This is a genomic window from Caulobacter mirabilis, from assembly GCF_002749615.1.
In the GTDB taxonomy this organism is placed as follows: domain Bacteria; phylum Pseudomonadota; class Alphaproteobacteria; order Caulobacterales; family Caulobacteraceae; genus Caulobacter; species Caulobacter mirabilis.
Genome location: NZ_CP024201.1, coordinates 319,462 through 345,349, shown reverse-complemented (window position 1 = coordinate 345,349; position 25,888 = coordinate 319,462). Strand labels below are relative to the sequence as shown.

Below are 25,888 nucleotides of genomic sequence, written 5' to 3'. Positions count from 1 at the left end.
CTCGCCGATGTTTTCCAAGAAGCCCATCACCGCCAACGCCGCTCCCGCCGCCGCCGTGACCGGTCGGCTCGAACAGGCGCGCGTCCTGGCCTTGTCGGCGATCAAGAACCCCTACCTCGGCGCCGGCGGCGCCGGCCTGCTGTTCCTGCTCACCCTGGCGACCCTGGTCCTGCTGACCGGCGATCCGAAGGCCGGCGCGCCGATGGTTCGCATCTCCCTGACCCAGGCCGCCGAGCAGGGCGTGGCCCTGCCCGGCTGGCGTGAAGGGCTGACGCCGCCGACCGAGGGCGAGGCGCCCCTCACTTCCAGTGTCTACGCCCTGTCGGAAGCGCCGCTCGGCGACGCCCCGCCGATTTCCGGCTCCGCCGTCATCACCCTGCCCGGCGGGGCCGCGGCGCCGGTCAGCCCAGGCTCGCCGCTCGCGGCCGCCCCCATCGCCGGCCTCATCGCGCCCGGCCCGGGCGGCGCGCCGCTGCCGATCATCGGCGCCGACGGACGGACGCCGGCCGAGGCCTACGCCCGTCCCTTCACGCCCAACGGCAAGCCGCGCGTCGCCCTGGTCGTCGGCGGCCTCGGCCTCAACGCCGCGCTCACCCGGCGCGCCATCGAGACCCTGCCGCCGGAAGTGACCCTGTCCTTCGCTCCCTACGCGGAAGGGCTGCAGGGCTGGATCGACATGGCCCGCGCCAATGGCCACGAGGTACTGCTGGAAGCGCCGATGGAGCCGTCTGACTATCCGCAGAACGACCCCGGCCCGATGACCCTGCTCGCCGGCGGCCGCCCTGAGGAGACCACGCGCAAGCTCGAATGGCTGCTGTCGCGGGCGACCGGCTATTTCGGCCTGACCAACTATCTGGGGTCGCGGTTCATGGAGACGCCGTCGGCCATGAACACCTTCACGGGCGTGCTGCGGCAGCGCGGCCTGGCCTTTGTCGACGACGGCAGCGCCGGTCGCGGGGGCGGCGCGGGACGCGCTTCCGCCGACCGGGTGATCGACGAGGATTTGTCGGCCGAAGCCATCAATCGCCAGCTCGTCGCGCTGGAGGCCGCCGCCCGGGCGCGCGGCCAGGCGCTGGGCTCCGGCTTCGCCTATCCGGTCACCGTCGACGAAGCCGCGCGCTGGGCGCAGGGACTGACCGACCGCGGCTTCCAGCTGGCCCCGGCTTCGGCCCTGACCCGCCGGTCATGAGCGACGACTACCCCAATCACCGCCCGAATGTCGGCGTCGTGCTGTTCCACCCAGACGGCCGCGTCTGGCTTGGCAAGCGCGCCAACACGCCCGATCCCTGGAACTGGCAGTTTCCCCAGGGCGGCGTCGACAAGGGCGAGGACCTCTACGCCGCCGCCCTGCGCGAACTGGAAGAGGAGACCGGCGTCCGCTCGGTCGACTACCTGGGTCGCACCGAGGGCTGGATCGCCTACGACTTCCCCCCGGAGGCGCGAAAGTTCGGCAAGTGGATCGGCCAGAAGCAGGCCTGGTTCGCCCTTCGGTTCATCGGCGAGGAGTCGGAGATCCGCCTGGACGCCCATCATCAGGTCGAGTTCGAGGCCTGGCGTTGGGGGCGTCTCGACGAAACGCCCGGATTGATCATACCTTTCAAGCGAGCGGCCTACGAACAGGTGGCGGCCGCGTTCGGAAAGTTCGCCGGACCGTAGCGCGGGGCGCGCGCATCGGGTCGCCGGGCGGCGGATGAGGGGTGACCGATGACGACGATAATCATGGTGCACGGCGTAAGCGGCACGGCCGAAGGCTTCTCTCGGCTGGCGCCGGCGTTCCGCGACAAGGGGTGGCGCGTCGAAACGCCGACCTTGCGCCCCGACAAGCGGACCCTCGAGGCCCCGCCGGCCGACCTGCCCAAGCTTCGGCTCAAGGACTATGTCGACGATGTCGAGGCGCTGGCCCGGGCGATCGAGGCCGAGACCGGCGTCGCGCCGGTGCTGTTCGGCCACTCCATGGGCGGGCTGCTGGTGCAGAAGGTCCTGGAGCGCGGCGTCGGTCGGGCCGGCGTCCTGATCACCCCGGCCTCCCCGGCGGGCGCTCGCAGCGGCGGGTCGTTCGCCCAGGCCTTCACCTTCGCCAACGTCCTGTTCTCCGGAAAGCCGGAGACCAAAGCCCACAAGATCTGGAAAACCGGCTTTTCCTGGGGCGTCCTGAACTGCGTCCCGCAGGCCAAGCATGCCGGGATCTATGCCGGCATCGTCTACGACAGCGGCGGCGTGTACGAGGACCTCGCCTATCCTGATCGCGACCCGAGCAAGACGGCCTACATCGACGAGAACCGCATCACCGCCCCGATCCTGGTGATCGGCGGCGGCCGGGATCGGGCCACGCCGATCGGCGACGTCCGCAAGGTCGGCGAGAAGTACGCCAGGGTCGGCGGCGAGCTGCGCATCTATCCCGAGAACGGCCACTGGATCGTGGATGAACCCGGCACCGACCAGGTCATCGCCGACATCGCCGCCTGGCTGGAGAAGAAGGACCTGACCCCCGCCAAGCCGACCGCCGCAAAGACCGCCGCGCCGGCCAGGTCGAAGGCCGCGCCAGCTGCAGCCCCGGCGGAGGCCGCTCCCGCGGCAAAGGCTACGGCCGCGAAGCCGAAGGCGGCGAAACCGAAGGCGGCGCCCGCTCCCAAGGCGGCTGCGGCGTCGGCGGCCAAGGCGGCGCCTCCGGCGAAGGCCGCGCCAACCGCCAAACCCAAGCCCAAGCCTTCTCCCAAGGCGCCGCCGGCGAAGCCCAAGACCGCAGCGCCGGCGAAGACCGCCTCCAAACCCGTCGCGAAGGCCCCCGCCAAGGCGGCTGCGGCAAAAGCGCCGGCCAAGCCCGCGGCGAAGGCCAAAACGACTGTTCGAAAGCCGAAATCATCGTAAGGTCCCGAAGGAACGGGCGGCGCCACGCAGCGTCGCCGCAAGGATCGGGAAAAGGGGCTCCATGCCGGCGCCTGTGATTATGGTGCACGGCGCCTTCTGCGCCGGTTGGGTGTTCGATCAGTTTCGAGAGCCGTTCGAGGCGGCCGGCCACGCCGTGCTGACTCCGGACCTCCCCGGTCACGGGCCCGGCGGCGGCGTCGCCGGACGCTCCATGGAAGAGTACGCCGCCGCGGTCGCGGACCTCTGCCGGGCCCAAGCCGAACCGCCGATCCTGATAGGGCATTCCCTCGGCGGACTGGTCGCCCAGTTGGCGGCGGCGCGGTCCCCGGTCTCGTCCCTGATCCTGCTGGCCCCCTCCCCGCCCTGGGGCGTGTCAGGCGGCACCATGGAGGAGGCGATCAGCGCCGTCAGCCTCTACGCGCTCGGGCCCTACTGGCTGCAGGCCATCGATCCCGACTATGCCCTGGCCAAGCGCTTCAGCCTGGACCGCATGGCGCGGGAAGACCGCCACGCCGCCTTCGCGCGGATGGTGCCCGAGAGCGGCCTGGCCCTGTGGCAGACGCTGAACTGGTGGCTGGATCCGTTCATGACCACCGCTGTCGGCCGGATCGCCGCCCCCGCGCTGGTCTTGGCGGGGGAGCAGGATGTCATCCATCCGCCCGCCACGGCGCGCCAGACCGCCCAGCGCCTGGCCGCTCGCTTCGTGACGATGTCGGGGATGAGCCACTGGCTGCCGGCGGAGCCGGGCTGGCAGGACGCGGCCGCCCTGTGTCTCGACTGGCTGGCCGAGGAGCGCCGCGCGGCGGCCTAGAGCTGATCGACATTCACTTTGAATGCGCCTGTATCACCGTATGTCCCCGCGAAGGCGGGGACCCAAGCCGACTGTGCGGCTTCGTCGATCGGGGGAGACTTTGAGGATCAGCTTGGGTCCCCGCCTTCGCGAGGACTTTCGGATGAAAACGGATACCCTCAGACTGAATGTCGATACGGCCTAGACCGAGTCAGGCGACAGGCGCGGGGTGAAGCCCTCGGCCTACTTGAGGCCGACCGTCCAGACGTCCCGAAGAGGCCGGCGACGACCAGGATGATTCAGGCCGTGCCTTGCTCCTGACGCGGGCGGCAAGGCCGCCCCGTCAGGGCCGGCGCCGATCAGCGCTTGGTCAGGCTGTAGAGGACCTCGGCGCGATCGGCCTTCTTCGAGACCGGCGTGCCGTCGGCCTTGCGGACGCTCATCAGCACCACGGCCTCGTCCTGGGTCTCGCCGCGCAGCTCCCACGACCGCGTCGAACGCTCCATGTCCGTGGTGTACTTGTCGTTGCGATACAGCGCCCACTGGCGGGCCATGGCCCAGTTGTGCAGGTCGACGATGACCGGGGTCAGGCCGTCGATCGGGTAGTCGATCTCGAGCGTGCAGACGTTCGGGTTGGTCGTCGAGGCCAGCAGGGTCATCTGGTAGCCCTTGGCGTAGGCCCAGGACCACATCTCGCGCTTCTTCTTGAAGCCGTTGGCCTTGGCCAGCTGCTCGAGGTTGCCGCCGGCGACGAGCGGGCGGCAGACGCGGTCGAGCGCGCCGAGGATGGCGACCGAGGTCACATCGGTCGGAGCCGGCGGCGGCGGCGGCGGGGTCGCCGGGGCTTCGGCCGGCGGCGGGGTCGGCGCGACGCCATCCTGAACCGGAGCGGCCTGCGCGGCGGGCGCCGGTTCAGCGGCCGGAGCCGGCGCTGGCTGTTCCTGGGCGACGGCCGACGAGGCCATGACCATGGCGGCGGAGAGGCTCAGGAGCGCAAGACGGCGCATGTCGGACTTCCCTTGTTTCTCGATGGGCGGCACTAAAAACCGCCGGACGTTCCCTCGCAAGCCGTTCTTGACGCAGCTTTGCGGCAGATAGGGACCGGCAGGGGTCGAGGCTTACGCCTCGACCGCGTGCTCGGCCAGGATGGTCAGGCCTTGAGCGTTCACGTCGGCGAAGCCGCCGTGGATCTCGAAGGTCCGGGAGCCGGCGCCGTCGACCACCGTCACCACGCCTTCGCGCAGCGCGGTCATGAACGGCGCGTGGCCGGCCAGGACGCCGAAGTCGCCTTCGACGCCCGGGGCGTCAACCCGGTCGACTTCGCCCGAGAACACTTCGCGCTCGGGCGCGACCAGCGAGAAGTGGAGCTTGTCGGCCATGGCTTAGGCGGCTTCCAGGGCCATCTTTTCGGCCTTGGCGACCGCTTCCTCGATCGTGCCGACCATGTAGAAGGCGCCTTCCGGCAGATGGTCGTACTCGCCTTCGCAGATCGCCTTGAACGAGCGGATGGTGTCCTTCAGCTCGACGAAGGCGCCGGGCGTGTTGGTGAACTGCTCGGCGACGTGGAAGGGCTGCGACAGGAAGCGGCTGATCTTCCGGGCGCGGGCCACGGTCAGCTTGTCCTCTTCCGACAGCTCGTCCATGCCCAGGATGGCGATGATGTCCTTCAGCTGCTTGTACTGCTGCAGGATTTCCTGGGTCTGACGGGCGACGGCGTAGTGCTCTTCACCGATGACCAGCGGGTCCATGATCCGGCTGGTGGAGTCCAGCGGGTCCACGGCCGGGAAGATGGCCTGGGCGGCGATGTCGCGGCTCAGAACGGTCGTCGCGTCCAGGTGGGCGAACGAGGCGGCCGGGGCCGGGTCGGTCAGGTCGTCGGCGGGAACGTAGATGGCCTGGACCGAGGTGATCGAACCCTTGTTGGTCGAGGTGATGCGTTCCTGCAGGTTGCCCATCTCGGTGGCCAGGGTGGGCTGATAGCCCACGGCCGACGGGATGCGGCCCAGCAGCGCCGACACTTCCGCGCCGGCCTGGGTGAAGCGGAAGATGTTGTCGACGAACAGCAGCACGTCCTTGCCTTCCACGTCGCGGAAGTACTCGGCCTGGGTCAGGCCGGTCAGGGCGACGCGGGCGCGGGCGCCCGGCGGCTCGTTCATCTGGCCGTAGACCAGGGCGCACTTGGAGCCGGCGGTCGAGCCGTTGTTGGCCTTCGGGTCCACGTTCACGTTGGACTCGATCATCTCGTGGTACAGGTCGTTGCCTTCGCGGGTGCGCTCACCCACGCCGGCCAGCACCGAGTAGCCGCCGTACGCCTTGGCGATGTTGTTGATCAGCTCCTGCATCGTCACGGTCTTGCCGACGCCGGCGCCGCCGAACAGGCCGATCTTGCCGCCCTTGGTGTAGGGGCACATCAGGTCGATGACCTTGATGCCCGTGACCAGCACTTCGGCCGAGGTCGACTGTTCCTCGAAGCTCGGAGCTTCGCGGTGGATGACGTTGTAGGTCTGGGTGTCGATCGGGCCGGCTTCGTCGATCGGCTCGCCAATGACGTTCATGATGCGGCCGAGCGTGCCCGGGCCGACCGGAACGCGGATGCCCGCGCCGGTGTCGACCACGTCCTGGCCGCGGGTCAGACCCTCGGTGGTGTCCATGGCGATCGTGCGGACGGTGTTCTCACCCAGGTGCTGTGCGACTTCCAGGACCAGGCGGAACGGCTCGCCCGAGCGCTGGTCGACGTTGCTGGTTTCCAGGGCGTTCTGGATGGCCGGCAGGTGGCCGTCGAACTCGACGTCGACGACGGCGCCGATGACCTGAACGATGCGGCCCTTCGGACCGGCGGCGGCCGGCGTGACGGCCTTCGGCGCGGCGGTCTTGGCGGCGGCGGCCTTCGGAGCCGCGGCCTTCTTGGCGGGCGCCTTCGGCGCGGCCGCGGCGGCGGCCTTCGGAGCAGCGGCGGCGGCCTTGGGGGCCTTGGCGGCGGCGGGCTTCTTCGGAGCGGTGGCCATTGGTCTGGTCTTCCGTACGGTCTTTATGCGGTCAGAGGGCTTCGGCGCCGGAGATGATCTCGATCAGCTCCTTGGTGATCTGCGCCTGGCGGGTTCGGTTGTACTGGATCGTGAGGCCGCGGATCATGTCGCCGGCGTTGCGCGTGGCGTTGTCCATGGCGCTCATCTGGCTGGCGTAGAAGCCGGCCATGTTCTCGAGCAGGGCGGAGAGGATCTGCACCGTGATGTTCCGCGGCAGCAGGGTCTCCAGGATGCCTTCTTCCGAAGGCTCGTACTCGTAGACGGCGCCCTTCAGATCCAGCTTCTCGCCGTCGGCGCTTTCCACCTCGGCGGGGATCAGCTGACGCGCGGTCGGGATCTGCGAGACCACCGACTTGAACTTGCTGAAGAACAGCGTGACCACGTCCACTTCGCCGGCCTCGTAGAGGCCGATGATGCGGTCGGCGATCGGCTGGGCGACCGACAGGGTCAGGGTCCGCTCGGCCGACAGGTCGTAGGATTCCACGATCTTGTCCGCGTAGAGCCGCTTCAGCGGCGCCAGCGACTTCTTGCCGATCGTGATGATCTTCACGTCCTTGCCTTCGGCCTGCAGCGCGGCGATGCGCTCACGGGCGGCGCGGACGATGGACGAGGTGAAGCCCCCGGCCAGGCCGCGGTCGGCGGCGGCCACGACGATCAGGTGACGCTTGTCGGACCCGGTGCCGGCGAGCAGCTTGGGCGCTCCGTCGCCGGACACGCCGGCGGCGAGGTTGCCGATGACGGCCGCCATCCGCTCGGCGTAGGGCCGAGCGTTCTGGGCGGCGTCCTGGGCGCGCTTCAGCTTGGCCGCGGCGACCATCTGCATGGCTTTCGTGATCTTCTGCGTGGCTTTCACGCTCGAGATCCGATTGCGCATTTCCTTGAGGCTGGCCATCGAGGGCTACTCTCTCCCGCTTCTGGCCAGACTTAAGCGAACGTCGCCGTGAAGCTCTCGAGGGCGGCCTTCAGCTTGTCCTCAAGATCCTTCGACAGGGTCTTGGTCTCGCGGATCGCGTCCAGCAGGTCCTGGTGCTTGCCGTGCAGGCGGGCCAGGAACTCGCGCTCGAAGCGGCCGACGTCCGCCGTGGCGATGCCGTCCAGGTAGCCGCGGGTGCCGGCGTAGATCACGCAGACCTGCTCTTCGACGGCCAGCGGGCTGTACTGGGGCTGCTTCAGCAGCTCGGTCAGGCGTTCGCCACGCGCGAGCTGACGTTGAGTCGCGGCGTCCAGGTCCGAGCCGAACTTCGCGAAGGCGGCCATTTCACGATACTGGGCCAGTTCGCCCTTGATCGGGCCGGCGACGGTCTTCATCGCCTTGATCTGGGCCGACGAACCCACGCGCGACACCGAGATGCCGACGTTCACCGCCGGACGGATGCCTTGGTAGAACAGGTCGGTTTCCAGGAAGATCTGGCCGTCGGTGATCGAGATCACGTTGGTCGGGATGTAGGCCGACACGTCGTTGGCCTGCGTTTCGATGATCGGCAGAGCCGTCAGCGAGCCGGCGCCGTTGTCTTCGTTCAGCTTCGCGGCGCGTTCCAGCAGGCGCGAGTGCAGGTAGAAGACGTCGCCCGGGTAGGCTTCACGGCCCGGCGGACGGCGGAGCAGCAGCGACATCTGACGGTAGGCGACGGCCTGCTTGGAAAGGTCGTCGTAGATGATGACGGCGTGCATGCCGTTGTCGCGGAAGTACTCGCCCATGGCGCAGCCGGCGAACGGGGCCAGGAACTGCAGCGGAGCCGGCTCGGAGGCCGTGGCCGCGACGACGATCGAGTACTCGAGAGCGCCCTGCTCCTCGAGCGTCTTCACGATCTGGGCGACGGTCGAGCGCTTCTGGCCGATGGCGACGTAGATGCAGTAGAGCTTGGCGCTCTCGTCACCGCCGGCGTTGACCGCCTTCTGGTTCAGGATGGTGTCGACCGCGACGGCGGTCTTGCCGGTCTGACGGTCGCCGATGATCAGCTCGCGCTGGCCGCGGCCGACCGGGATCAGGGTGTCGATGGCCTTCAGGCCGGTCTGCACGGGCTCGTGCACCGACTTCCGGGGGATGATGCCCGGGGCCTTCACGTCCACGCGGCGACGCTCGGTGAACTGGATCGGGCCCTTGCCGTCGATCGGCTCGCCCAGCGGGTTCACGACGCGGCCCAGCAGACCCTTGCCGACCGGCACGTCCACGATTTCGCCGAGGCGGCGGACTTCGTCGCCTTCCGAGATGGCGCGGTCTTCACCGAAGATAACGATGCCGACGTTGTCGCGCTCGAGGTTCAGGGCCATGCCCTTCACGCCGGCCTTCGGGAACTCGACCATTTCGCCCGCCTGGACGTTGTCGAGGCCGTAGACGCGCGCGATGCCGTCGCCGACGCTGAGCACGGAGCCGATGTCGGAGACGTCCGCTTCCTCGCCGAAACCGGCGATCTGAGACTTGAGGATGGCCGAGATTTCGGCGGCGCGGATGTCCATGGTCTACGCTCTCTTCAGGGCGAATTTCAGGGAGTCGAGCTTCGACTTCAGCGAAGCGTCGAACAGGCGGGAACCGACGCGCACCTTGATGCCGCCGAGAATGGCGGGATCGACGCGGGTCGAGATTTCGGGGTCCTTGCCCAGCGCGGTGCGCAGGGCGGCCGCGACGCCCTTGGCCTGAGCGGCGCTCAGCGGGACGGCGGTCACGACTTCGGCGGCGACGACGCCGCGCTTCTGGGCCGACAGCTTGCGGAAGCAGTCAATCACCGAGACCAGGGCGTCCGCCCGGCGGTTCGCGGCCAGCAGGCCGAGGAACTTGCGCGTGGTCTCATGGAACTTGGCCTTGGCGGCGATCGCCGCCAGCCCGGCGCCCTTGTCCTCGGACGAGAACGCGGGCGAATCGAGCAGGACGCGCAGGTCCTTGCTCTCCGCGTACATGCCCTTCAGGGACACGAGATCGCGCTCGACGGCGGTCAGCGATCCGCCCTCTTCCGCCAGTTCGAAGAGGGCCCGCGCGTAGCGCTGACCCACGTCCGTCACCTTGATGTCGTCAGCCACTTAAATCCAACCGTCCGGTGCGTCGCGCGCCGCGTCCCGGAAATGATTTCCCGGCGCGGCGCTAAAGTCTTGAAAGTGCTTGGGAAAGCACATGAGCCAGCGGGCCGTAAAAGTCCTCCGGCCCTAAGCCGCGCGCCTGATAGCATGCGATGTGCTGCATCGCAACGGCGTGAAGCCGCGCGAAAGCCCCTTCCCCTACGTCTCCTTGACCCGAAAGACGCCCGAGGCGCTGGCCAGGCGTCGACCGTCGGCCAGGACCGCCTCGCCGTGCACAAAGACAAGGCTCCTGGTGGCGCGGTCCACGCGGGCGGCGAAGGTCGCCTCGCCGATCTCGCCGGCTGCGCCGTAGTCGAGGGTGAAGGACACCGGACTGACAGGCCGGCCGTCGCCGCCGGCGGCGTCCGCCAGGGCCTGCTCCAACCGACCGGCGAGGGAAGCTGCTTGGGTCATGGCAGGCTCCATAGGGCCTTACGCGGCGAAAAGAAAAGGGCGACGGCTGAAAACCGTCGCCCCTGCGCATTTGGCGAGTGTGCTCGAGGAAATTGCTCCGGCGGGTGAGGAAGCCGGAGCGCTGAGAACTCAGTCCTTACCCTTAGTTCGAGGCGACGGCGTTGCAGGCCGCCAGGTCCTCGCCCTCCAGGGTCCGCTTGCTGTTCGAGAAGGCGGTCAGTTCACCGACTTCCTTCACCAGCGCCTTGCAGCCGGCGACGGTCACGGCGCGCGCCGGAGCCGTCTGAGCCACGCAGCTATCGCCTTCGCAGGTGTAGACCGCGCCGCCAGCCACGATCTTGGTCTTGGCGGACACAGGGGTCTTCAGCGAGGCGGTCACCTTGCCGTCGGCGTAGGCCGCGCCGGCGAAGGTCAGGGAGAGAACGGCAGCAGCCGTCATCATACGGAGTTTCATGGTGCGCCCTCCGGCGTTTCGTTCGGGGTGTGTGGATAAGCCTGGATCGGGGTACTGATCGCCACGCCCGCCCCGAGAGCTCAGCGTCGGTATCCCCACCGACGCCCCGTAGCGAACTTAGCATCGCTTAGATATCAGCGATTACGTATCAGGCGCAAGCGAAATCTTCACAGTGTTCAGATGCAACAGCCGCTGTGGCTGACAACCAGTGCGTGTGTAGCACACAACCTTACGCCACGTCACGGGTTGCCGCGTACGTCACCCTGGTCATACTGGCGCTCGAATAAAACAATTGTTTGGACGCGATCGCCATGGACTTCGCCATCCCCCAGGAACTGGTCGACTACCTCGGTGAGCTCGACCGCTTCATCGACGAGAAGATCAAGCCTCTGCAGGCGAAGGACGACAACGAGCGGTTCTTCGACCATCGCCGCGAGTGGGCCCGGACCGACTTCGAGAACGACGGCCTGCCCCGCCATGAGTGGGAGGCGCTGCTGGCCCAGGCCCGCAAGCTGGCGGACGAGGCCGGCCACTACCGCTTCGCCTGGCCAAAGGAGATGGGCGGCCAGGACGGCAGCCATCTGTGGATGGCCGTGATCCGCGAACATCTGGCGGCCAAGGGCCTGGGCCTGTTCAACGACCTGCAGAACGAGCACTCGATCGTCGGCAACAACCCCTTCATCCTGCTGTTCAAGGAGTTCGCCACGCCCGAGCAGTACGCCCGCGACAGCGAGGCGATCGTCAACGGGACGATGCGGACGGCCTTCGGCCTGACCGAGCCGAACCACGGTTCGGACGCCACCTTCATGGAGACCCGCGCGGTGCGCGAGGAGAAGGACGGCAAGCCCGGCTGGCGCATCAACGGCGAGAAGATGTGGACCACCGGCATGCATGTGGTCAGCCATGTGATGGTCTTCGCCCGCACCAGCGGCAAGGACGGCGACGCCGCCGGCATCACCTGCTTCATCGTTCCGCGCGACCAGATCACCATCGACGAGTGGCTGTGGACCTTCAACATGCCCACCGACCACCCCCGGATCTCGATCCGCGACCAGTGGGTGCCGGAAGACGCCTACTGGGGCGAGATCGACAAGGGCCTGGGCATCGGCCAGTCGTTCGTGCACCAGAACCGCATCCGCCAGGCGGCCAGCTCGCTCGGCGCGGCGGTCTACTGCATCGAGGAGAGCGTGAAGTACGCCCGCATGCGCAAACCGTTCGGCAAGGCGCTGGCGGACAACCAGGCCATCCAGTGGCCGCTGGTCGAGCTGGCCACCCAGGCCGAGATGCTCCGCCTGCTGATCCGAAAGACGGCCTGGCAGATGGACAACATGGAACACAAGCAGATCGAGAAGGAGCTCTCCGACAAGGTCTCGATGTGCAACTACTGGGCTAACCGCCTGGTCTGCGAGGCCGCCGACCGCGCCATGCAGGTGCACGGCGGCATGGGCTACAGCCGCCACAAGGCCTTCGAGCACATCTATCGCCACCACCGCCGCTACCGGATCACCGAAGGCGCGGAGGAGATTCAGATGCGCAAGGTCGCGGCCTTCCTGTTCGGCTACCTCGGCCCCCGCCGGAAGGAGTTCCAGGCCTACGAAGAGGAATGGGCGGCCGGCCGCGCGGCCGGCAAGAACGACCGCGAGCTCGGGATGTAGATTGCGAGAAGGCCCCTCCCCGGAGGGGCCTTCTTCGTTTCGGCCGCTACTTCGGCTTGAGCTGGTGCAGCAGGACGCTGTTGCCCTCGGTGTCCTTGAAGACGGCCATGCGGCAGACCGGGCTGTGGATCATGTCGCTGAGGAACTCGACGCCCTTGCCCTTCAGGTCGGCGATCAGGCCGTCCAGGTCCTCGACCTCCAGCGCGATGGTGCCGCCGGCCCCGGCGCTGGGCTGTTCGCCCGTGACGTTGGTGATCGCCAGGCAGCCGCCGCCCGGCAGGTCGAACTCGACCCAGGGACTGTCCTTGCCCGAGGGGCTCGGCCCCAGGCCCAGCGTCTCTTCGTAGAACGCACGCGCCCGCGGCATGTCGACCACGGGGTACATCGTGAAGGCCACTTTCCTGAACATGACCGCTCTCCCTCTGCGGCGGCCGGGATGCTCGCCGTCTCCCCAGGACGATCATGCCCCGCCGTTCCCGACAGGAAGAGCGGTTTTCTAGGCGGCCATGCGGTCACCCCATTCGGACGGCGTCCGACGGCGGTTCATCAGGGCGTAGGTCTGGACCGGCGCCCGGAACAGCCGGGCGATCTCGTCGCGGACGGGCGCCTCGGCGTCGTAGGCGGCCCGAAGCTCGGCCGCCCGGGCGACCACGCGCGGCGGCAGGCGCTCCTCCGGCGTGGCCAGCAGGCCCAACCGGGCGGCGAGCCCGCCGGCCTCGACCCTGGCCAGCAGGGCCGACAGCGGCGCGGACAGCACCAGGCCGACATGCACCGGACTGGTCCACCAGAACACCGCCGGATCGAGCGCCAGCGCCAGGCCGGCGCCGACCAGCCCGAGCAGCACATGAGCCCTGTGGGTCCGCCAGGCCTCGCGCCGGCTCAGCCGCCCCGCGTCGCGCTGCTGAACGCCCCAACCGGAGTCGCGACCCGACAGGACATCCAGGACGGCGGCCGATTGCATCAACATCGTCACCGGGGCGATCAGGGTCGAGACGGCCATCTCGACGGCCACGCCCAGACAGACGCGCAGGCCGCCGCCGAAGCCGCGCCGGGCGGCTGCGTCGCGCAGGATCAGGCTGGCCGCCAGCAGCTTGGGGATCACCAACAGCGCCATCGTCAGACCGAACAGCCAGGCCGCCAACGGGCCCGTCCGCCCCGCCATGGTCGTCGGCGAAGCCTCCGCCGCCCAAAGGCCCGCGCCGGCGCACAGCAGCAGGAGCCACAGCGGCGAGGCCAGGTAGGACAGGATGCCCCGCATGAGATGCAGGCGGCTGACCCAGTGCAGTCCGGCCGCCCCGACCACGCCGGCATGCTGCAGATTGCCCTGACACCAGCGGCGGTCGCGGATCGCCATGTCGAGCAGGGTCGGCGGAGCCTCTTCATAGCTGCCGTGCAGGTCCGTCGCCATGCGGACCGCCCAGCCGGCCCGGCGCAGCAGCGCCGCCTCGACGAAGTCGTGGCTCATGATGTGGCCGCCGAACGGCTTGCGGCCGGGCAAATGCGGCAGGCCGGCGCTCTCGGCGAAGGCGCGGGTGCGGATGATGGCGTTGTGCCCCCAGAAGTTGCCCTCATCCCCCGACCAGGCATTCTGACCGACGGCGAGCATCCGTCCATAGGCGCGGGTCGCGAACTGCTGCAGCCGTCCGAACAGGGTCTCGGCGCCGACGATCTCGGGCGAGGTCTGAAGCAGGCCCAGCTTCGGGTCCGCCTCCATGGCCGCCGTCAACCGGACGATGGTGTCGCCGGTCATCAGGCTGTCCGCGTCGAGCACCAGCATGAACGGATAGTCGCCGCCGTGACGACGGACCCAGTCGGCGATGTTGCCGGCCTTCCGGTCGATGTTCCGCTCACGGCGCCGGTAATAGAGTCGGAAGTCCCCGGGCAGCCGCGCGCGCAGGCGGATGACCCCGGCGGCTTCGTCGCCGGCGATCCGCTCGTCGCGCGTGTCGCTGAGCAGGTAGAGATCGTAGAGCTCCGCCACGCCCAGCGCCGCGAGGTCTTCATAGAGGGCCTGCGCCGCCGCCAGGATCCGCCCGGGATCCTCGTTGTAGATCGGCATCAGGACAGCGGTGCGGCTGAACAGGATCGGCTGCGGTTCGCCGCGCCCTGAGCGCGCGGGCGTGCGCCAGGCCAATCGCCATCCCAGGCAGGCCGACAGGAAACCGAAGGCGGTCCAGGCGAACAGGATCGCGAAGAGGACGAGAACCGCCCCGTCCAGGACGCCGAAGCCGCCAGGCGACAGCAGGACGCCCATCACGCTCGTGGCGACGGCCGACAGGCCGACCGCGCCGGCCAGCAGCCGGTTCCGGCGCGGATTGGGCGCGGCCAGCGGCGCGATCGGCGCCTCGCCCCGCCTCAGCGACTGGATCGGCATGGCGAGGGCCGCGGATCGGGGCGTACAGGCGAAGAAGGAGCCGGCGCGCGCCGGCCGCTCGGGAGACAGCTCCGCGTCGGAGCCTCTCGTCTGGATCATCATGCCTCTCGCCGCAGCGGTGGATACAGGTGTTACGCCCTGGTCCGCCTGCGGGAGAAAGCGAACGCGTACGCGCACAGTCCGACGTCGCGCCGCCGGAAACGGCGGTCACGCGGGGCGCAACGCGCCATCGGCGCTCGGGTTTCCTCGGGACGGCAGGTTTTCGCGGCCGCCTGCGGATCGAGCGCCCAACGCCCTCCAGGAGAGCAACTTCAAGAACCGTTGGTCGACGACCAATGATATGCAATCTTGGGTGGTCACGGTCCCTGGGGAGGGCTGACGCCATGCCCGATACGAACGCGGTCGCCGCCGAAAAGGCCAAGAAGAGAGACATACTGAACGCGGGGATCGTCGTCGCGATCTGCGTCGTCCTCGGCGGCTTCATGTTCCAGTCCGCCTCGCTGAGCTTCGAGTACATGAAGCTGCGGGACCTGCGTCTCTATATGTCGGCCAGTTCACTGGAGGGCTTCGCCCGGCGGCTGGAGACGGTTCGCCGCGACATCGACGCCCGTGACGCGCCGGCCCTGCGCGGTCTCATCGGCGCGCGCGGCACCATCGACATCGACCTCTACAACAAGAAGGAGGCGGCGGACCGGGCGATCTCCAACGCCAAGACGGCGCTTCGGCGCAACCTGTCGCCCGACCAGAAGGCCAAGACCAAGTACGCCGAGGCCTCGTTGACCTTCGCCGGCATCGACAAGGTGTTCGACGCCATCTGCCGCTCCGAGGACAATGACCGAGCCGCCAACGCCGGCCTGCCGCTCGAAGGAGCCGACGTCGAGGAAGCGCCTTCCGCGGCGCCCGCCCCGCCCACGGCTCCGGCCCTGTCGCCCGAGCTGCGCCGCGCCTGCGACATTCCCGACAACTTCTGTCCGCAGGACGCCACGGGCGCCGCCCTGCCCAGCACCGGCGGGGAACGGGCGCAGATGATCTGCACCCAGCTGGTCTACCAGTCCGCCGTCCGCAAGAAGACCGCCGTTTCGGCCTTCGCCTACGACAGCGCCAAGGCCCTCGGGGATTCGCTGGCCATCAGCTATCCGGACTTCAAGCCGGAGCAGGCCGGCGCGGCGATCAAGATCGTCGAGGCCTATACGTCGCTGGCGCCGCGGGCGCTGAAGACCCCGCCGGCCCCGGGGGCCAACCCGAGCGCCGGCCAGCGCGTCGTCACCGCCTTCGGCGATTTCGCCAGTTCGTTCTGGAACGTGCTGCTCTCCTGGCCGCTGGCGATCACCTACCTGCTGCTGGCCTTCCTGTTCGGCGGCCTGGGAAGCCTGTCGCGCTACCTCTACTATTACGCCAACCCCAGGTCGGAGAACCCGACCGGCGGCGTGCTGCACAACGTGCTGGCCGGCGGCGGCGGAGCGGTGCTGGTGCTGCTGATCGTCATGGCCGGGTTCCAGTTCCTGACCGTCGGCGCCTCCGCCCCGGACCTGGCCTATCCGAACCCCCTCACCGTCAGCGCCATTAGCGTCCTGTCCGGCCTGGGCGGCGAGCGGGTTCTCGAGACCCTGAACGGCTTCATCGGCCGAGTCTTCGGCGCCGGCGCGAGCGGCGACCAGGCCGGCGGCGGCGGGAACGCGGCCGGGGGCGCGGCCCGTCGACCGCCGTCGCCGCCTCCACCCCCACCTCCGGGGCGCCGGTGATCCCTTCTCCCGCCGGCCCTGAGATTGACCTATAGTCCCCGCGCGGCCCATCGACGGCCGCGTCAGGGGCTGCCCATGAACGCGATCTCCCGCTTCCTCCGACTGGCGCCGGCGCTCGCCGCCGCTGCCCTGCTGTCTGCCTGCGGCATCAACACCATCCCGACCCAGGACGAGGCTGTGAAGGCCCAGTGGGCCGAGGTGCAGAACCAGTATCAACGCCGGTCCGACCTGATCCCGAACCTGGTCAACACTGTGAAGGGCTACGCCGCCCAGGAGCGCGCCGTCCTGACCGAGGTCACCGAGGCCCGCGCCAGCGCCACCCAGGTCAAGGTCGACGCCTCGACCATCACCGACCCGGCGCAGTTCCAGCAGTTCCAGCAGGCCCAGGACAAGCTGAGCGGCGTGCTCGGACGCCTGATGATGATCCAGGAGAACTATCCGGACCTGAAGTCGAACCAGAACTTCCTGGCCCTGCAGAGCCAGCTGGAAGGCACCGAAAACCGGATCGCCATCGCCCGGCGCGACTACAATCAATCGGCTCAGGCCTACAACACCACGCTGCGCACCTTCCCGCAGGTGATCTACGCCAAGACCATCTATGGCGGTCAGAAGCCGGCGCAGCTGTTCCAGGCCACGGCCGCGGCCCAGACCGCCCCGACGGTCGACTTCGGCGCCCCCGCCGCGCCGGCGGTTCCGGCTCCGGCGCAGAAGTAGGCGCATGACCGCCCTGTTCCGGGCGCCCCCGCGAAAGCTGCTGGGGGCGCTGGCGACGATCTGCCTGGTCGTCGCCTTCGCCTTGCCGGCGTTCGCCGCGCCGACCTTCCCGAAACTCACCGGGCGGGTCGTCGACGACGCGAACATCCTGTCGCCGGCGACGGAACAGGCTCTGACCGAGAAGCTGAAGACCCTCGAGGACACGACCGGCCGCCAGCTGGTCGTGGCCACCCTGCCCTCGCTGCAGGGCTACGAGATCGAGGAATACGGCTACCAGCTCGGACGCGAGTGGGGGCTGGGAGCCAAGGACCGCGACGACGGCGCCCTGCTGATCGTCGCCCCCAACGAACGCAAGGTCCGCATCGAGGTCGGCTACGGCCTGGAGCCCGTGCTGACCGACGCCCTGTCCAGCGTCATCATCCAGAGCGCCATCCTGCCGAAGTTCCGCGACGGCGACATGGAAGGCGGCATCGTCGCCGGGACCGACGCCATCCTGCAGCAGCTCAGCCTGCCCGACGACCAGGCCAAGGCGGTCGTCGCCAAGGCGGCCGACCAGGGCCGCGAGGTCGACGGCGGCTCGCTGGCGCCGTTCGTGGTGCTGTTCATCGTCTTCATGGTCATCGCCAACATCATCGGCGCCTTCAGCCGCCGCCGACGTCGGCGCAGCGGCCTCGGCGACGTGCTGACCGGGGCCGTCCTGGGCTCGCTGCTGGGCGGCGGCCGGGACCACGACGACTGGGGCGGCGGCGGTTGGGGCGGCGGCGGCTGGTCGGGCGGCGGAGGCTTCTCCGGCGGCGGCGGATCATTCGGCGGCGGCGGCGCCTCGGGAGGCTGGTGAGATGGCGACGCACATGACCGAACAGGAACACGACCGGATCGCCGCCGCGGTAACCGCGGCCGAGGCAGACACCGCCGGCGAGATCTACTGCGTCCTGGCCCCGTCGGTCTCGGACTATCGAGAGACGCCGCTGGCCTGGGCGGCCGGCATGGCCTTGGTCCTCCCGGCCCTCGCCCTGCTGCTGGGCTTCCAGCCCCAGATGCTGACGACGCTGTTCGGCGGCTGGGAGGTTGGCCACGACGCCGCGACGGACCGGACCATCTTCATGGCCCTGGCCATCTATGTCGGGCTGCAGGCCGCGGTGTTCGTGATCACGGCCCTGATCGTCCGCATCCCTTCGGTGGCCTTCTTCCTGACGCCGGGCGGCCAGAAGGCCCGGCTCGTCCATCGGGCGGCGATGCAGCAGTTCCTCAGCCACGGCCTGCATGCCACGCGCGAGCGCACCGGCGTGCTGCTGTTCGCCTCGCTGGCCGAGCATCGGGCCGAGGTGATCGCCGACGAGGGCATCTACGCGGCGGCGCCCAAGGAGGTCTGGGAGGAGGTCGTCGCCCTGCTGATCGACGGCCTGAAGCGCCGGAAGGTCGCCGACGGCTTCGAGGCGGCAGTGAAGCGGTCAGGCGAGATTCTGGCCCAGTACGTGCCGCCCCGCCCCGACAACCCCAACGAGCTTCCCGACCGACTGGTGGTGCTGCCGGGCCCTGGTAGGGCATAAGCCGCCGCATGATCCGCTGGGAACACCTGGATACCGCCGCCGTCCCGGGCGGCGACGAACTGCGCCTGATGCGTCGGGGCCATGAGTATTCGATCATGGCCGGGTCGATCGAGCTGATGAACAGCCGCCTCAGCGGGTCCGAGGAAGCTCTGGCCACCCTCACCCAGGCGCGGCTCGCGGGACGCCTCCGGCCCCGGGTGCTGATCGGCGGGCTGGGCATGGGCTTCACCCTGCGCGCGGCGCTGGCGGCCTACGGCCCGGACGCCGAGCTGGTCGTGGCCGAGCTGGTTCCCGAGATCGTCGCCTGGGCGCGCGGTCCGCTGGTCGAGGTGTTCGGGACCTGCCTCGACGATCCCCGGACGCGGGTCGAGATCGGCGACGTGGCCGACCTGATCCGCTCCGGCGGCCCCTGGGACGCCATCCTGCTGGACGTCGACAACGGCCCAGGAGGCCTGACGCGAGCGGAGAACGACGGCCTCTACGGCCATGCCGGTCTGGCCGCCGCCAAGACCGCGTTGACGTCGGGCGGCCTGCTGGCGGTCTGGTCCTCGGTGCGCGACAACGGCTTCACGCGCCGCCTCGGGCAGGCCGGCTTCAAGGTCGAGGAGGTCGGCGTCCGCGCCCATCGCGGCCGCGGCGCCCGTCACGTGATCTGGATCGCGGCGAAACCCTGACCATCATCGTCATCCCGGACGGCCGCGGGCCGATCCGGGACCCAGCCAGGCCCCAAGGCCGGGTCCCGGCTCTCCGCTGCGCTGCGGCCGGGATGACAGGGTTGGAAGCATGGGTCACTGTCGCGCCATGACCGGCTCCGTCGACCCCACCCGCCCGCAGTTCGACGCCTTCAAGGCGCTGCCCCGCGACCGTCCCGTCAACATGCTGAACCTGGTCCGGCTGAGACCCGTCGCCGACTATCCGGCCGACCACCCGAACCACGGCAAGGGCATGAGCGGTCTGGACGCCTATCGCGCCTACGGTCGGGAGAGCGCGCCGATCTTCCAGCGGGTCGGCGGGCGGCAGATCTGGGCGGGCCGACCGGAGGTGGTGGTCACGGGCCCGCTGGACGAGCGCTGGGACATCGCCTTCATCGCCGAATACCCGACGGCCGGCGCCTTTCTGGAGATGGTCACCGACCCGGCGTACCGCGAGATCGTCAAGCACCGGACCGCGGGCGTCGAGGACAGCCGCCTGATCCGCATGGACCCGGTCGAACCGGGCGAAGGGTTCGGGGAGTAGCCATCACCGCCTTGCGTCCTTCGAGAGGCTCGCTCCTCAGGATGACGAATTCAGCAAACCAACCCCATTCGTCATGGTGAGGAGCGGACCCTCAGGTCCGCGTCTCGAACCACGCACAGCGCCCCCTACTCCGCCGCCATCGCCGTCGGCGCGGCCTGGGCGCCGCGGACCAGGCGTCCGGGCAGAGCGCCGGTCGGTTCGCCGTCGCGATAGGTGATCTGGCCGGCCACCACCGTCGCGACATAGCCGTCGGCGCGCTGAATCAGCCGACGCCCGCCCGAGGGCAGGTCGTAGGCCACGCTCGGCGCATGCAGAGTCAGGCCGTCGTAGTCGATGACGTTCAGATCCGCCCTCAGACCGACGGCGATCTGACCCCGGTCGAACAGGCCGACGGCGTGAGCCGTGTCGCGGGTCTGCATCCGCACGACCTCTTCCAGCGCCAGCTTCGGTCCCCGTGTGCGGTCGCGCGTCCAGTGGGTCAGGTTCGAGGTCGGAAAGCTGCCGTCGCAGATCATGCCCACATGCGCCCCGCCGTCGGACAGTCCGGGCACGGTGTCCCGATGACTGAGCATGGCGAAGCTGGGGTCCAGCGAGCCGTCGGCATAGTTCAGGAACGGATGGTAGAGCATGCCCCGGCCGCCGTTCGACAGCATGTGCTCCAGCGCCACCTCGTCCGGCGTCACGCCGCGGCGCTCGGCGATGGCCTTCACCGTCTTGTCGGCCGTCGGCTCGTAGTCGGGCTGCTCGCTCATCAGGAACATGTTGTCCCAGGCGCGCAGGGCGCTGCCGGCGAACGGACCGCGGGGATCAAGCTCCTCGCCGAGGAGACGGGTGCGGAAACCGGGTTCGGCCAGCTTCGCCGCGCGCTCGGCCAGCGACAGCGAGGCGATCGATCTATAGGTCTCGTGCTGGCTGAACGGGTTGAGGGTCAGCTCCAGCCCGAACAGCACGCCGACCGGACGGCCGCAGACCTGGGCCTTCATCGGCAGGCCGTCGTCGTTGGCCTGCTCCAACGCCCCGAGCAGAAGCCTGTAGCTTTCCGGTCCGCGCGGGCTTTGGGCCAAGGAGAAGCTCAGCGGCCGCCCGCTGGTCTCGACCAGCCGCCGGAACATGGCGAATTCCTCGGCCGGATCGATGAAGTCGGACACGAACTGCAGCACGCCCTTGCCGGCGGCCTTCAGTCCCTGGGCGATCCCGGCCAGCTCATCCTCGCCTGCGGTCAGGGTCGGGGTCGGCTGGCCTTCGCTGTCCCGGTGGTTCAGCGTCCGGGAGGTGGAGAAGCCCAGAGCGCCCGCCTCGACAGCCGCCCGGGCGATCTCGGCCATCTGGGCGATGTCCTCCGGCGTCGCCGGTTCACGCTGGGCGCCGCGCTCGCCCATGACGTAGACGCGCAGCGCCGCGTGCGGCAGCTGGGCGGCGATGTCGATGTCGAACCGTCGCCTGGCCAGGCTGTCGAGGTAGTCGGGAAAGGTCTCCCAGTTCCAGGGCAGGCCCTCGGTGAGCACCGGGAAGGGAATGTCCTCGACCCCCTCCATCAGCCGCACCAGCCGATCGTGGTCCTCCGGGCGGCAAGGGGCGAAGCCGACCCCGCAGTTGCCCATCACCGCCGTCGTCACCCCGTGCCAGGACGAGGGCTGCATGCGCTCGTCCCAGGTCGCCTGGCCGTCGTAATGGGTGTGGATGTCGACGAAGCCGGGCGTGACCAGCCTGCCGGCCGCATCGATCTCCTCGACGCCCGACGGCAGGTCCGGGCCGACGGCGACGATGCGGCCGTCCTTGACCCCGACGTCGGCGCGGTACGCCGGCCCGCCCGAGCCGTCCACCACCGCCCCGTTACGAATGACCAGGTCGAAGGCCCGCTCGCCCATGACGTCCATCCCTGCCGTTATCTTATCGTTGATCAGGATCGTCAGCCTGGTTGACGCACAGGTCAAGGCTGACGCGAGGTGAGGCTGCAGGAGTCAGGCCCACTATCGCGCCCGGAAGAAAATCTGCCTCGCCCGAACCAAACTCTACGGGTCAACTGGGAATTGATCCTAACGGGCTGTTCGGGGACTCCAGATGAAACGCCGCTCCATCCTTCTTCTCGCGCTTACAGCAGCGGTCATCGCCTCGCCGGCCGCGGCCCGGGCGCCGGCCAAGGAGATCCTGAACGTCTCCTACGATGTCTCGCGCGAGACCTTCGCCGACATCAATCCCGCCTTCGTCGCCCATTGGAAGAAGACCACCGGCCAGGACGTGAAGGTGAACCAGTCGCACGCCGGCTCGTCAGCCCAGGCGCGGGCGGTTCTGGAGGGCCTGCAGGCCGACGTCGTCACCTTCAACCAAGTCACCGACGTCCAGGCGCTGCGTGACAAGGGCCAGCTGATCCCGGCCGACTGGCGCGCGCGGCTGCCGAACCGCAGCTCGCCCTACTATTCCCTGCCCGCCTTCCTGGTGCGCGCCGGCAACCCGAAGGGGATCAAGACCTGGGACGACCTGGTGAAGCCGGGCGTGGGCATCGTGATCCCCAACCCCAAGACCTCCGGCAACGGCCGCTACAGCTACCTGGCCGCCTATGCCTATGCGCTGGACAAAACCAAGGACCCCGCCAAGGCCAAGGCGTTCGCCCAGAAGTTCCTGGCCAACGTCGTGGTGTTCGACACCGGCGGCCGGGCCGCCACCACCAGCTTCGTCGAGAAGGGCCAAGGCGACGTCCTGATCACTTTCGAGGCGGAGGCCCTGGGCACCGCCAAGGAAGTCGGGCCGAAGGTCCAGGTGGTCACCCCGCCGGTCAGCCTGCTGGCCGAGTTCCCGGTCACCGTCGTCGACAAGGTCGCCGACCAGCGTGACTCCCGCGCCCTGGCCGAGGGCTATCTGAAGTTCCTCTACACGCCGCCGGCCCAGACCATCCTGGCGCGGCACTATTATCGGGTCAGCGACCGGTCGGTGTCGGCCAAGTACCGCCAGCAGTTCAAGCCGACCCGCATCCTGACCGTCGAACAGGTGCTGGGCGGCTGGGAGAAGGTCGGCAAGGACCACCTGGCCAGCGGCGGCATCCTCGATCAGGTGTTCGTCCGGAAGTGAGTTCTCGCCGCCGTGGACGGGTGCTGCCCGGGTTCGGACTGAGCCTGGGCGTCACCCTCAGCTACCTTTCGCTGATCGTCCTGGCCCCGCTCGCCGCCCTTCTCTGGAAGGCCGGCGATGCGGGGCTCGCGACGTTGTGGGCAGGGATCAGCTCCGAGCGCGCCGTCGCCACCTACAGACTCACCCTCGGGACCGCCCTGGCGGCGACGGCCTTCAACGCGGTCGTCGGCTTCCTGCTGGCCTGGGTGCTGGCGCGATACCGGTTTCCGGGCCGCAGGCTGCTGGACGCCGTGGTCGACCTGCCGTTCGCCCTGCCGACGGCCGTCGCGGGCATCGCCCTGTCGGCCATCTTCGCCCCAACGGGCTGGGCCGGCGCCTTGCTGGAGCCGCTGGGGCTGAAGGTCGCCTACGCCCCGGCCGGCATCGCCGTGGCCATGGCCTTCACCAGCATCCCCTTCGTCGTCCGCAGCCTCCAGCCAGTGCTCGAGGACCTGGAGCCCGAGGTCGAGGAAGCCGCCTTCACCCTCGGCGCCGGCGATCTGGCGGTGTTCGCGCGGGTGATCTTTCCCGCCCTGCTGCCCGCCTTCCTGTCCGGCTGCGCCCTGGCCTTCTCGCGCGCGCTGGGCGAGTTCGGGGCGATCATCTTCATCGCCGGCAACATCCCGATGGAGACCGAGGTCACCACCCTGCTGACCTACATCCGGCTGGAGGAGTTCGACTATCCGGGCGCGGCGGGCCTGGCCGCAGCCATGCTGGCGCTGTCGTTCGTCACCCTGTTCGTCGTCAACGCCCTGCAGCTGTGGCGCATCCGGCGGGAGGGCCGCGCATGACCCCTCGAACCAGAGCCGGCGACGGCCCGGCCGCGCGCCGCGCCCTGCTCGCCCTGGCCGTCGGCCTGTCCGCCCTGCTGTTCGGCGCGCCGCTGGCCATGGTGCTGGGCCGGGCCCTGGCCATGGGCTGGGGCGTCTATGTCGAGAAGATCGCCGACCCCTTCACCCTGCACGCCATCTGGCTGACCGTGACCACCTCGCTGATCGTAGTCCCGATCAACATCGGCTTCGGCCTGGCCGCGGCCTGGGCGATCACCCGCCACCAGTTCCCGGGCAAGCGGCTGCTGACCACTCTGATCGAGCTGCCGGTGTCGGTCTCGCCGATCGTGGCCGGCGTGGCCTATCTGTTCCTGTACGGCTCGCTGGGCGTGCTCGGCCCGTTCCTGCAGGACCAGGGCTGGCGGATCATGTTCACCGTGCCGGCCATCTGGCTGGCCAGCCTGTTCGTCACCAGCCCCTATGTCGCGCGCGAGCTGATCACCCTGATGCGGTCCCAGGGCGCGGACGAGGAGGAGGCCGCCGTCTCGCTGGGCGCCGGCGGCTGGACCACCTTCCTGCGCGTGACCCTGCCGAAGATCCGCTGGGCGCTGTTCTACGGCGCGGTCCTCTGCAACGCCCGGGTCATGGGCGAGTTCGGGGCGGTGTCGGTGGTGTCGGGCAAGATCCGCGGCAAAACCGAGACCCTGCCGCTGCACATCGAGGTGCTGTTCAACGACTACAACGCCACCGGCGCGTTCGTCGCCGCCTCAATCCTGGCGCTGCTCGCCCTGGTCACCCTGGCGCTGAAGACCCTCGCGGAATGGCGGCTGGAGCGGGCCTCAGGTTGACGCGCGCGTGATCTTTTCCTTGCGACAGCCATCCCTTAGGGTGCGCCGCAACATTCGAACGGATGTTTGGATGTCAACAAGGGGAAGAACGCCATGCGCGACGCCGTCATCGTGTCCTACGCCCGCACCGGCCTCGCCAAGGCGAACCGGGGCGGTTTCAACAACACCCACGGGGCGGCGATGGCCGGCCATGTGATCCAGCACGCCGTCTCCCGCGCGGGCCTGGAAGGCGCCGAGGTCGAGGACGTCATCATCGGCTGTGGCGGCCCCGAAGGCGCCACCGGCATGAACGTCGCCCGCAACGCCGCCATCTGGGCCGGCCTGCCGGTGACCACCTCGGGCACCACCATCAACCGCTTCTGCTCGTCGGGCCTGCAGGCGATCGCCTCGGCCGCCCACTACGTGAAGAACGAAGGCGCCGACGTCGCCATCGGCGGCGGCGTGGAGTCGATCTCGCTGGTGCAGGGCGGCGGCCACATGAACCGCTTCCACATCACCGAAGAGAAGCTGCTGGGCGTCAAGCCGGCCCTCTGGATGGCGATGATCGACACCGCCGACATCGTGGCCAAGCGCTATGGCGTCAGCCGCGAGTACCAGGACGAGTACAGCCTGCGTTCGCAGCAGCGCATCGCCGCCGCCCAGGCCGCCGGCCTGTTCAAGGACGAGATCGTCCCGATGGCGACCAAGATGAAGGTCGTGAACAAGGAGACGAAGGAAGAGTCCTTCGTCGACTACGTGGTCGATCGCGACGAGTGCAACCGTCCCGACACCACCCTGGAAGGCCTGGCCTCGCTGCCGCCGGTCAAGGGTGAAGGCAACTTCGTCACCGCCGGCAACGCCAGCCAGCTGTCGGACGGCGCCGCCGCCGTGGTCGTCATGGAAGCCAAGGAAGCCGAGCGTCGCGGCCTGAAGCCGCTGGGCGCCTTCAAGGGCTTCGCGGTCGCCGGCTGCGAGCCGGACGAAATGGGCATCGGCCCGATCTACGCCGTGCCGCGCCTGCTGGCCCGCCATGGCCTGAAGGTCGACGACATCGACATCTGGGAGCTGAACGAGGCCTTCGCCTCGCAGTGCCTCTACAGCCGCGACACCCTGGGCATCGACCCGGAGAAGTACAACGTCAACGGCGGCTCGATCGCCATCGGCCACCCCTTCGGCATGACCGGCGCCCGCTGCACCGGCCACCTGCTGCAGGAAGGCCGTCGTCGCGGCGCCAAGCTGGGCGTGGTGACCATGTGCATCGGCGGCGGCATGGGCGCGGCGGGTCTCTTCGAGATCTACCAGTAAGCCTCTA

Annotated in this window: 26 protein-coding genes and 1 pseudogene; 15 read left to right on the top strand and 12 right to left on the bottom strand. The window is 69.2% G+C overall.

The window, feature by feature from the left end:
- Window positions 1–7 precede the first annotated feature (7 nt).
- The 4 genes from CSW64_RS01685 to CSW64_RS01670 all read left to right on the top strand — a co-directional run bounded on the left by CSW64_RS01685 (window position 8) and on the right by CSW64_RS01670 (window position 3,679).
- Entirely contained in the window at window positions 8–1,189 is a 1,182-nt protein-coding gene (locus CSW64_RS01685; RefSeq protein WP_099620469.1) for a divergent polysaccharide deacetylase family protein, read from the top strand.
- Window positions 1,186–1,656 (top strand): RNA pyrophosphohydrolase, encoded by a 471-nt coding sequence (locus CSW64_RS01680; protein WP_099620468.1) that lies wholly within the window; start codon window positions 1,186–1,188, stop codon window positions 1,654–1,656. The genes CSW64_RS01685 and CSW64_RS01680 overlap by 4 nt, the downstream gene beginning before the upstream one ends.
- Before the next feature lie 48 nt (window positions 1,657–1,704).
- Window positions 1,705–2,868: an alpha/beta hydrolase gene (locus tag CSW64_RS01675; protein ID WP_099620467.1), complete on the top strand. Its 1,164-nt coding sequence runs from the start codon at window positions 1,705–1,707 to the stop codon at window positions 2,866–2,868.
- 61 nt (window positions 2,869–2,929) lie between these two features.
- Window positions 2,930–3,679: an alpha/beta fold hydrolase gene (locus CSW64_RS01670; protein ID WP_099620466.1), complete on the top strand. Its 750-nt coding sequence runs from the start codon at window positions 2,930–2,932 to the stop codon at window positions 3,677–3,679.
- 338 nt (window positions 3,680–4,017) lie between these two features.
- On the opposite strand, the gene CSW64_RS01665 is transcribed toward CSW64_RS01670, so the two are convergent.
- The 8 genes from CSW64_RS01665 to CSW64_RS01630 all read right to left on the bottom strand — a co-directional run bounded on the left by CSW64_RS01665 (window position 4,018) and on the right by CSW64_RS01630 (window position 10,603).
- Window positions 4,018–4,665 carry a hypothetical protein gene (locus tag CSW64_RS01665; protein ID WP_099620465.1) on the bottom strand — a complete coding sequence of 216 codons (648 nt, stop codon included), beginning with the start codon at window positions 4,663–4,665 and terminating at the stop codon, window positions 4,018–4,020.
- A 111-nt stretch (window positions 4,666–4,776) separates the two neighbouring features.
- The gene (locus CSW64_RS01660) at window positions 4,777–5,037 is read right to left on the bottom strand and encodes an ATP synthase F1 subunit epsilon (protein ID WP_099620464.1); all 261 of its coding nucleotides are present in this window, start codon (window positions 5,035–5,037) and stop codon (window positions 4,777–4,779) included.
- Between the two features lie 3 nt (window positions 5,038–5,040).
- Window positions 5,041–6,663 carry a F0F1 ATP synthase subunit beta gene (atpD, locus tag CSW64_RS01655; RefSeq protein ID WP_099620463.1) on the bottom strand — a complete coding sequence of 541 codons (1,623 nt, stop codon included), beginning with the start codon at window positions 6,661–6,663 and terminating at the stop codon, window positions 5,041–5,043.
- A 31-nt stretch (window positions 6,664–6,694) separates the two neighbouring features.
- Complete coding sequence (locus CSW64_RS01650; protein ID WP_099620462.1) at window positions 6,695–7,576, bottom strand: F0F1 ATP synthase subunit gamma; 882 nt, start codon at window positions 7,574–7,576, stop codon at window positions 6,695–6,697.
- A gap of 32 nt (window positions 7,577–7,608) precedes the next feature.
- Complete coding sequence (gene atpA / locus CSW64_RS01645; protein ID WP_099620461.1) at window positions 7,609–9,141, bottom strand: F0F1 ATP synthase subunit alpha; 1,533 nt, start codon at window positions 9,139–9,141, stop codon at window positions 7,609–7,611.
- Window positions 9,142–9,144: 3 nt separating this feature from the next.
- Window positions 9,145–9,699, bottom strand: a complete 555-nt coding sequence (locus CSW64_RS01640) for a F0F1 ATP synthase subunit delta (protein ID WP_099620460.1) — start codon at window positions 9,697–9,699, stop codon at window positions 9,145–9,147.
- A gap of 195 nt (window positions 9,700–9,894) precedes the next feature.
- Complete coding sequence (locus CSW64_RS01635) at window positions 9,895–10,149, bottom strand: PaaI family thioesterase (protein WP_099620459.1); 255 nt, start codon at window positions 10,147–10,149, stop codon at window positions 9,895–9,897.
- Window positions 10,150–10,291: 142 nt separating this feature from the next.
- Complete coding sequence (locus tag CSW64_RS01630; RefSeq protein ID WP_099620458.1) at window positions 10,292–10,603, bottom strand: DUF8200 family protein; 312 nt, start codon at window positions 10,601–10,603, stop codon at window positions 10,292–10,294.
- 305 nt (window positions 10,604–10,908) lie between these two features.
- Between CSW64_RS01630 and CSW64_RS01625 the strand changes: the two genes are divergently transcribed.
- Window positions 10,909–12,258 carry an acyl-CoA dehydrogenase family protein gene (locus CSW64_RS01625; RefSeq protein WP_425430386.1) on the top strand — a complete coding sequence of 450 codons (1,350 nt, stop codon included), beginning with the start codon at window positions 10,909–10,911 and terminating at the stop codon, window positions 12,256–12,258.
- A gap of 46 nt (window positions 12,259–12,304) precedes the next feature.
- Here the strand turns inward: CSW64_RS01625 and CSW64_RS01620 are convergent, their stop codons facing one another.
- Both CSW64_RS01620 and mdoH read right to left on the bottom strand, forming a co-directional pair.
- The gene (locus CSW64_RS01620; protein WP_099620457.1) at window positions 12,305–12,667 is read right to left on the bottom strand and encodes a VOC family protein; all 363 of its coding nucleotides are present in this window, start codon (window positions 12,665–12,667) and stop codon (window positions 12,305–12,307) included.
- A gap of 87 nt (window positions 12,668–12,754) precedes the next feature.
- Complete coding sequence (gene mdoH / locus CSW64_RS01615) at window positions 12,755–14,731, bottom strand: glucans biosynthesis glucosyltransferase MdoH (RefSeq protein WP_172448426.1); 1,977 nt, start codon at window positions 14,729–14,731, stop codon at window positions 12,755–12,757.
- A 284-nt stretch (window positions 14,732–15,015) separates the two neighbouring features.
- On the opposite strand from mdoH, the gene CSW64_RS01610 reads away from it, so the two are divergent.
- The 5 genes from CSW64_RS01610 (at window position 15,016) to CSW64_RS01590 (ending at window position 19,312) form a co-directional block, all read left to right on the top strand.
- Complete coding sequence (locus CSW64_RS01610) at window positions 15,016–16,374, top strand: hypothetical protein (protein ID WP_099620455.1); 1,359 nt, start codon at window positions 15,016–15,018, stop codon at window positions 16,372–16,374.
- Between the two features lie 75 nt (window positions 16,375–16,449).
- Window positions 16,450–17,088, top strand: a complete 639-nt coding sequence (locus CSW64_RS01605; protein WP_099620454.1) for a LemA family protein — start codon at window positions 16,450–16,452, stop codon at window positions 17,086–17,088.
- Window positions 17,089–17,092: 4 nt separating this feature from the next.
- Window positions 17,093–17,926, top strand: coding sequence for a TPM domain-containing protein (locus tag CSW64_RS01600; protein ID WP_099620453.1), 834 nt, complete (start codon window positions 17,093–17,095; stop codon window positions 17,924–17,926).
- Between the two features lie 13 nt (window positions 17,927–17,939).
- Window positions 17,940–18,638 (top strand): TPM domain-containing protein, encoded by a 699-nt coding sequence (locus CSW64_RS01595; protein ID WP_245863799.1) that lies wholly within the window; start codon window positions 17,940–17,942, stop codon window positions 18,636–18,638.
- 8 nt (window positions 18,639–18,646) lie between these two features.
- Window positions 18,647–19,312, top strand: a complete 666-nt coding sequence (locus CSW64_RS01590; RefSeq protein ID WP_099620451.1) for a polyamine aminopropyltransferase — start codon at window positions 18,647–18,649, stop codon at window positions 19,310–19,312.
- Here CSW64_RS01590 and CSW64_RS22445 read toward each other — a convergent pair.
- A pseudogene (locus CSW64_RS22445) lies at window positions 19,282–19,410 on the bottom strand (hypothetical protein); the annotation flags it as partial. The gene CSW64_RS01590 and the pseudogene CSW64_RS22445 sit on opposite strands and share 31 nt — an antisense overlap.
- 29 nt (window positions 19,411–19,439) lie before the next feature.
- Between CSW64_RS22445 and CSW64_RS01585 the strand changes: the two are divergent.
- Window positions 19,440–19,874, top strand: coding sequence for a DUF1330 domain-containing protein (locus CSW64_RS01585; RefSeq protein ID WP_099620450.1), 435 nt, complete (start codon window positions 19,440–19,442; stop codon window positions 19,872–19,874).
- Between the two features lie 125 nt (window positions 19,875–19,999).
- Here the strand turns inward: CSW64_RS01585 and CSW64_RS01580 are convergent, their stop codons facing one another.
- On the bottom strand, window positions 20,000–21,751 hold the full coding sequence (locus CSW64_RS01580) for an N-acyl-D-amino-acid deacylase family protein (protein WP_425430361.1): 1,752 nt from the start codon (window positions 21,749–21,751) through the stop codon (window positions 20,000–20,002).
- Window positions 21,752–21,935: 184 nt separating this feature from the next.
- Here CSW64_RS01580 and cysP point away from each other — a divergent pair, with 184 nt between their 5' ends.
- The 4 genes from cysP (at window position 21,936) to CSW64_RS01560 (ending at window position 25,881) form a co-directional block, all read left to right on the top strand.
- Window positions 21,936–22,940, top strand: coding sequence for a thiosulfate ABC transporter substrate-binding protein CysP (gene cysP / locus CSW64_RS01575; protein ID WP_099620449.1), 1,005 nt, complete (start codon window positions 21,936–21,938; stop codon window positions 22,938–22,940).
- The gene (cysT, locus tag CSW64_RS01570; protein WP_099620448.1) at window positions 22,937–23,770 is read left to right on the top strand and encodes a sulfate ABC transporter permease subunit CysT; all 834 of its coding nucleotides are present in this window, start codon (window positions 22,937–22,939) and stop codon (window positions 23,768–23,770) included. Before cysP ends, cysT begins: the two co-directional genes overlap by 4 nt.
- The gene (gene cysW, locus CSW64_RS01565) at window positions 23,767–24,597 is read left to right on the top strand and encodes a sulfate ABC transporter permease subunit CysW (RefSeq protein ID WP_099620447.1); all 831 of its coding nucleotides are present in this window, start codon (window positions 23,767–23,769) and stop codon (window positions 24,595–24,597) included. Before cysT ends, cysW begins: the two co-directional genes overlap by 4 nt.
- 93 nt (window positions 24,598–24,690) lie before the next feature.
- On the top strand, window positions 24,691–25,881 hold the full coding sequence (locus CSW64_RS01560) for an acetyl-CoA C-acyltransferase (protein ID WP_099620446.1): 1,191 nt from the start codon (window positions 24,691–24,693) through the stop codon (window positions 25,879–25,881).
- The last annotated feature ends 7 nt before the right edge of the window (window positions 25,882–25,888 follow it).

Coding starts and splice junctions, on each gene's coding strand:
- CSW64_RS01585 (WP_099620450.1), top strand. CDS start 19,440: ATGACCGGCTCCGTCGACCCCACCCGCCCGCAGTTCGACGCCTTCAAG.
- CSW64_RS01680 (WP_099620468.1), top strand. CDS start 1,186: ATGAGCGACGACTACCCCAATCACCGCCCGAATGTCGGCGTCGTGCTG.
- mdoH (WP_172448426.1), bottom strand. CDS start 14,731: ATGATCCAGACGAGAGGCTCCGACGCGGAGCTGTCTCCCGAGCGGCCG.
- CSW64_RS01620 (WP_099620457.1), bottom strand. CDS start 12,667: ATGTTCAGGAAAGTGGCCTTCACGATGTACCCCGTGGTCGACATGCCG.
- CSW64_RS01650 (WP_099620462.1), bottom strand. CDS start 7,576: ATGGCCAGCCTCAAGGAAATGCGCAATCGGATCTCGAGCGTGAAAGCC.
- CSW64_RS01660 (WP_099620464.1), bottom strand. CDS start 5,037: ATGGCCGACAAGCTCCACTTCTCGCTGGTCGCGCCCGAGCGCGAAGTG.
- CSW64_RS01665 (WP_099620465.1), bottom strand. CDS start 4,665: ATGCGCCGTCTTGCGCTCCTGAGCCTCTCCGCCGCCATGGTCATGGCC.
- atpD (WP_099620463.1), bottom strand. CDS start 6,663: ATGGCCACCGCTCCGAAGAAGCCCGCCGCCGCCAAGGCCCCCAAGGCC.
- CSW64_RS01600 (WP_099620453.1), top strand. CDS start 17,093: ATGACCGCCCTGTTCCGGGCGCCCCCGCGAAAGCTGCTGGGGGCGCTG.
- cysP (WP_099620449.1), top strand. CDS start 21,936: ATGAAACGCCGCTCCATCCTTCTTCTCGCGCTTACAGCAGCGGTCATC.
- CSW64_RS01630 (WP_099620458.1), bottom strand. CDS start 10,603: ATGAAACTCCGTATGATGACGGCTGCTGCCGTTCTCTCCCTGACCTTC.
- CSW64_RS01590 (WP_099620451.1), top strand. CDS start 18,647: ATGATCCGCTGGGAACACCTGGATACCGCCGCCGTCCCGGGCGGCGAC.
- cysW (WP_099620447.1), top strand. CDS start 23,767: ATGACCCCTCGAACCAGAGCCGGCGACGGCCCGGCCGCGCGCCGCGCC.
- atpA (WP_099620461.1), bottom strand. CDS start 9,141: ATGGACATCCGCGCCGCCGAAATCTCGGCCATCCTCAAGTCTCAGATC.
- CSW64_RS01670 (WP_099620466.1), top strand. CDS start 2,930: ATGCCGGCGCCTGTGATTATGGTGCACGGCGCCTTCTGCGCCGGTTGG.
- CSW64_RS01635 (WP_099620459.1), bottom strand. CDS start 10,149: ATGACCCAAGCAGCTTCCCTCGCCGGTCGGTTGGAGCAGGCCCTGGCG.
- CSW64_RS01675 (WP_099620467.1), top strand. CDS start 1,705: ATGACGACGATAATCATGGTGCACGGCGTAAGCGGCACGGCCGAAGGC.
- CSW64_RS01685 (WP_099620469.1), top strand. CDS start 8: ATGTTTTCCAAGAAGCCCATCACCGCCAACGCCGCTCCCGCCGCCGCC.
- CSW64_RS01595 (WP_245863799.1), top strand. CDS start 17,940: ATGACCGAACAGGAACACGACCGGATCGCCGCCGCGGTAACCGCGGCC.
- CSW64_RS01580 (WP_425430361.1), bottom strand. CDS start 21,751: ATGGACGTCATGGGCGAGCGGGCCTTCGACCTGGTCATTCGTAACGGG.
- CSW64_RS01610 (WP_099620455.1), top strand. CDS start 15,016: ATGCCCGATACGAACGCGGTCGCCGCCGAAAAGGCCAAGAAGAGAGAC.
- CSW64_RS01560 (WP_099620446.1), top strand. CDS start 24,691: ATGCGCGACGCCGTCATCGTGTCCTACGCCCGCACCGGCCTCGCCAAG.
- CSW64_RS01605 (WP_099620454.1), top strand. CDS start 16,450: ATGAACGCGATCTCCCGCTTCCTCCGACTGGCGCCGGCGCTCGCCGCC.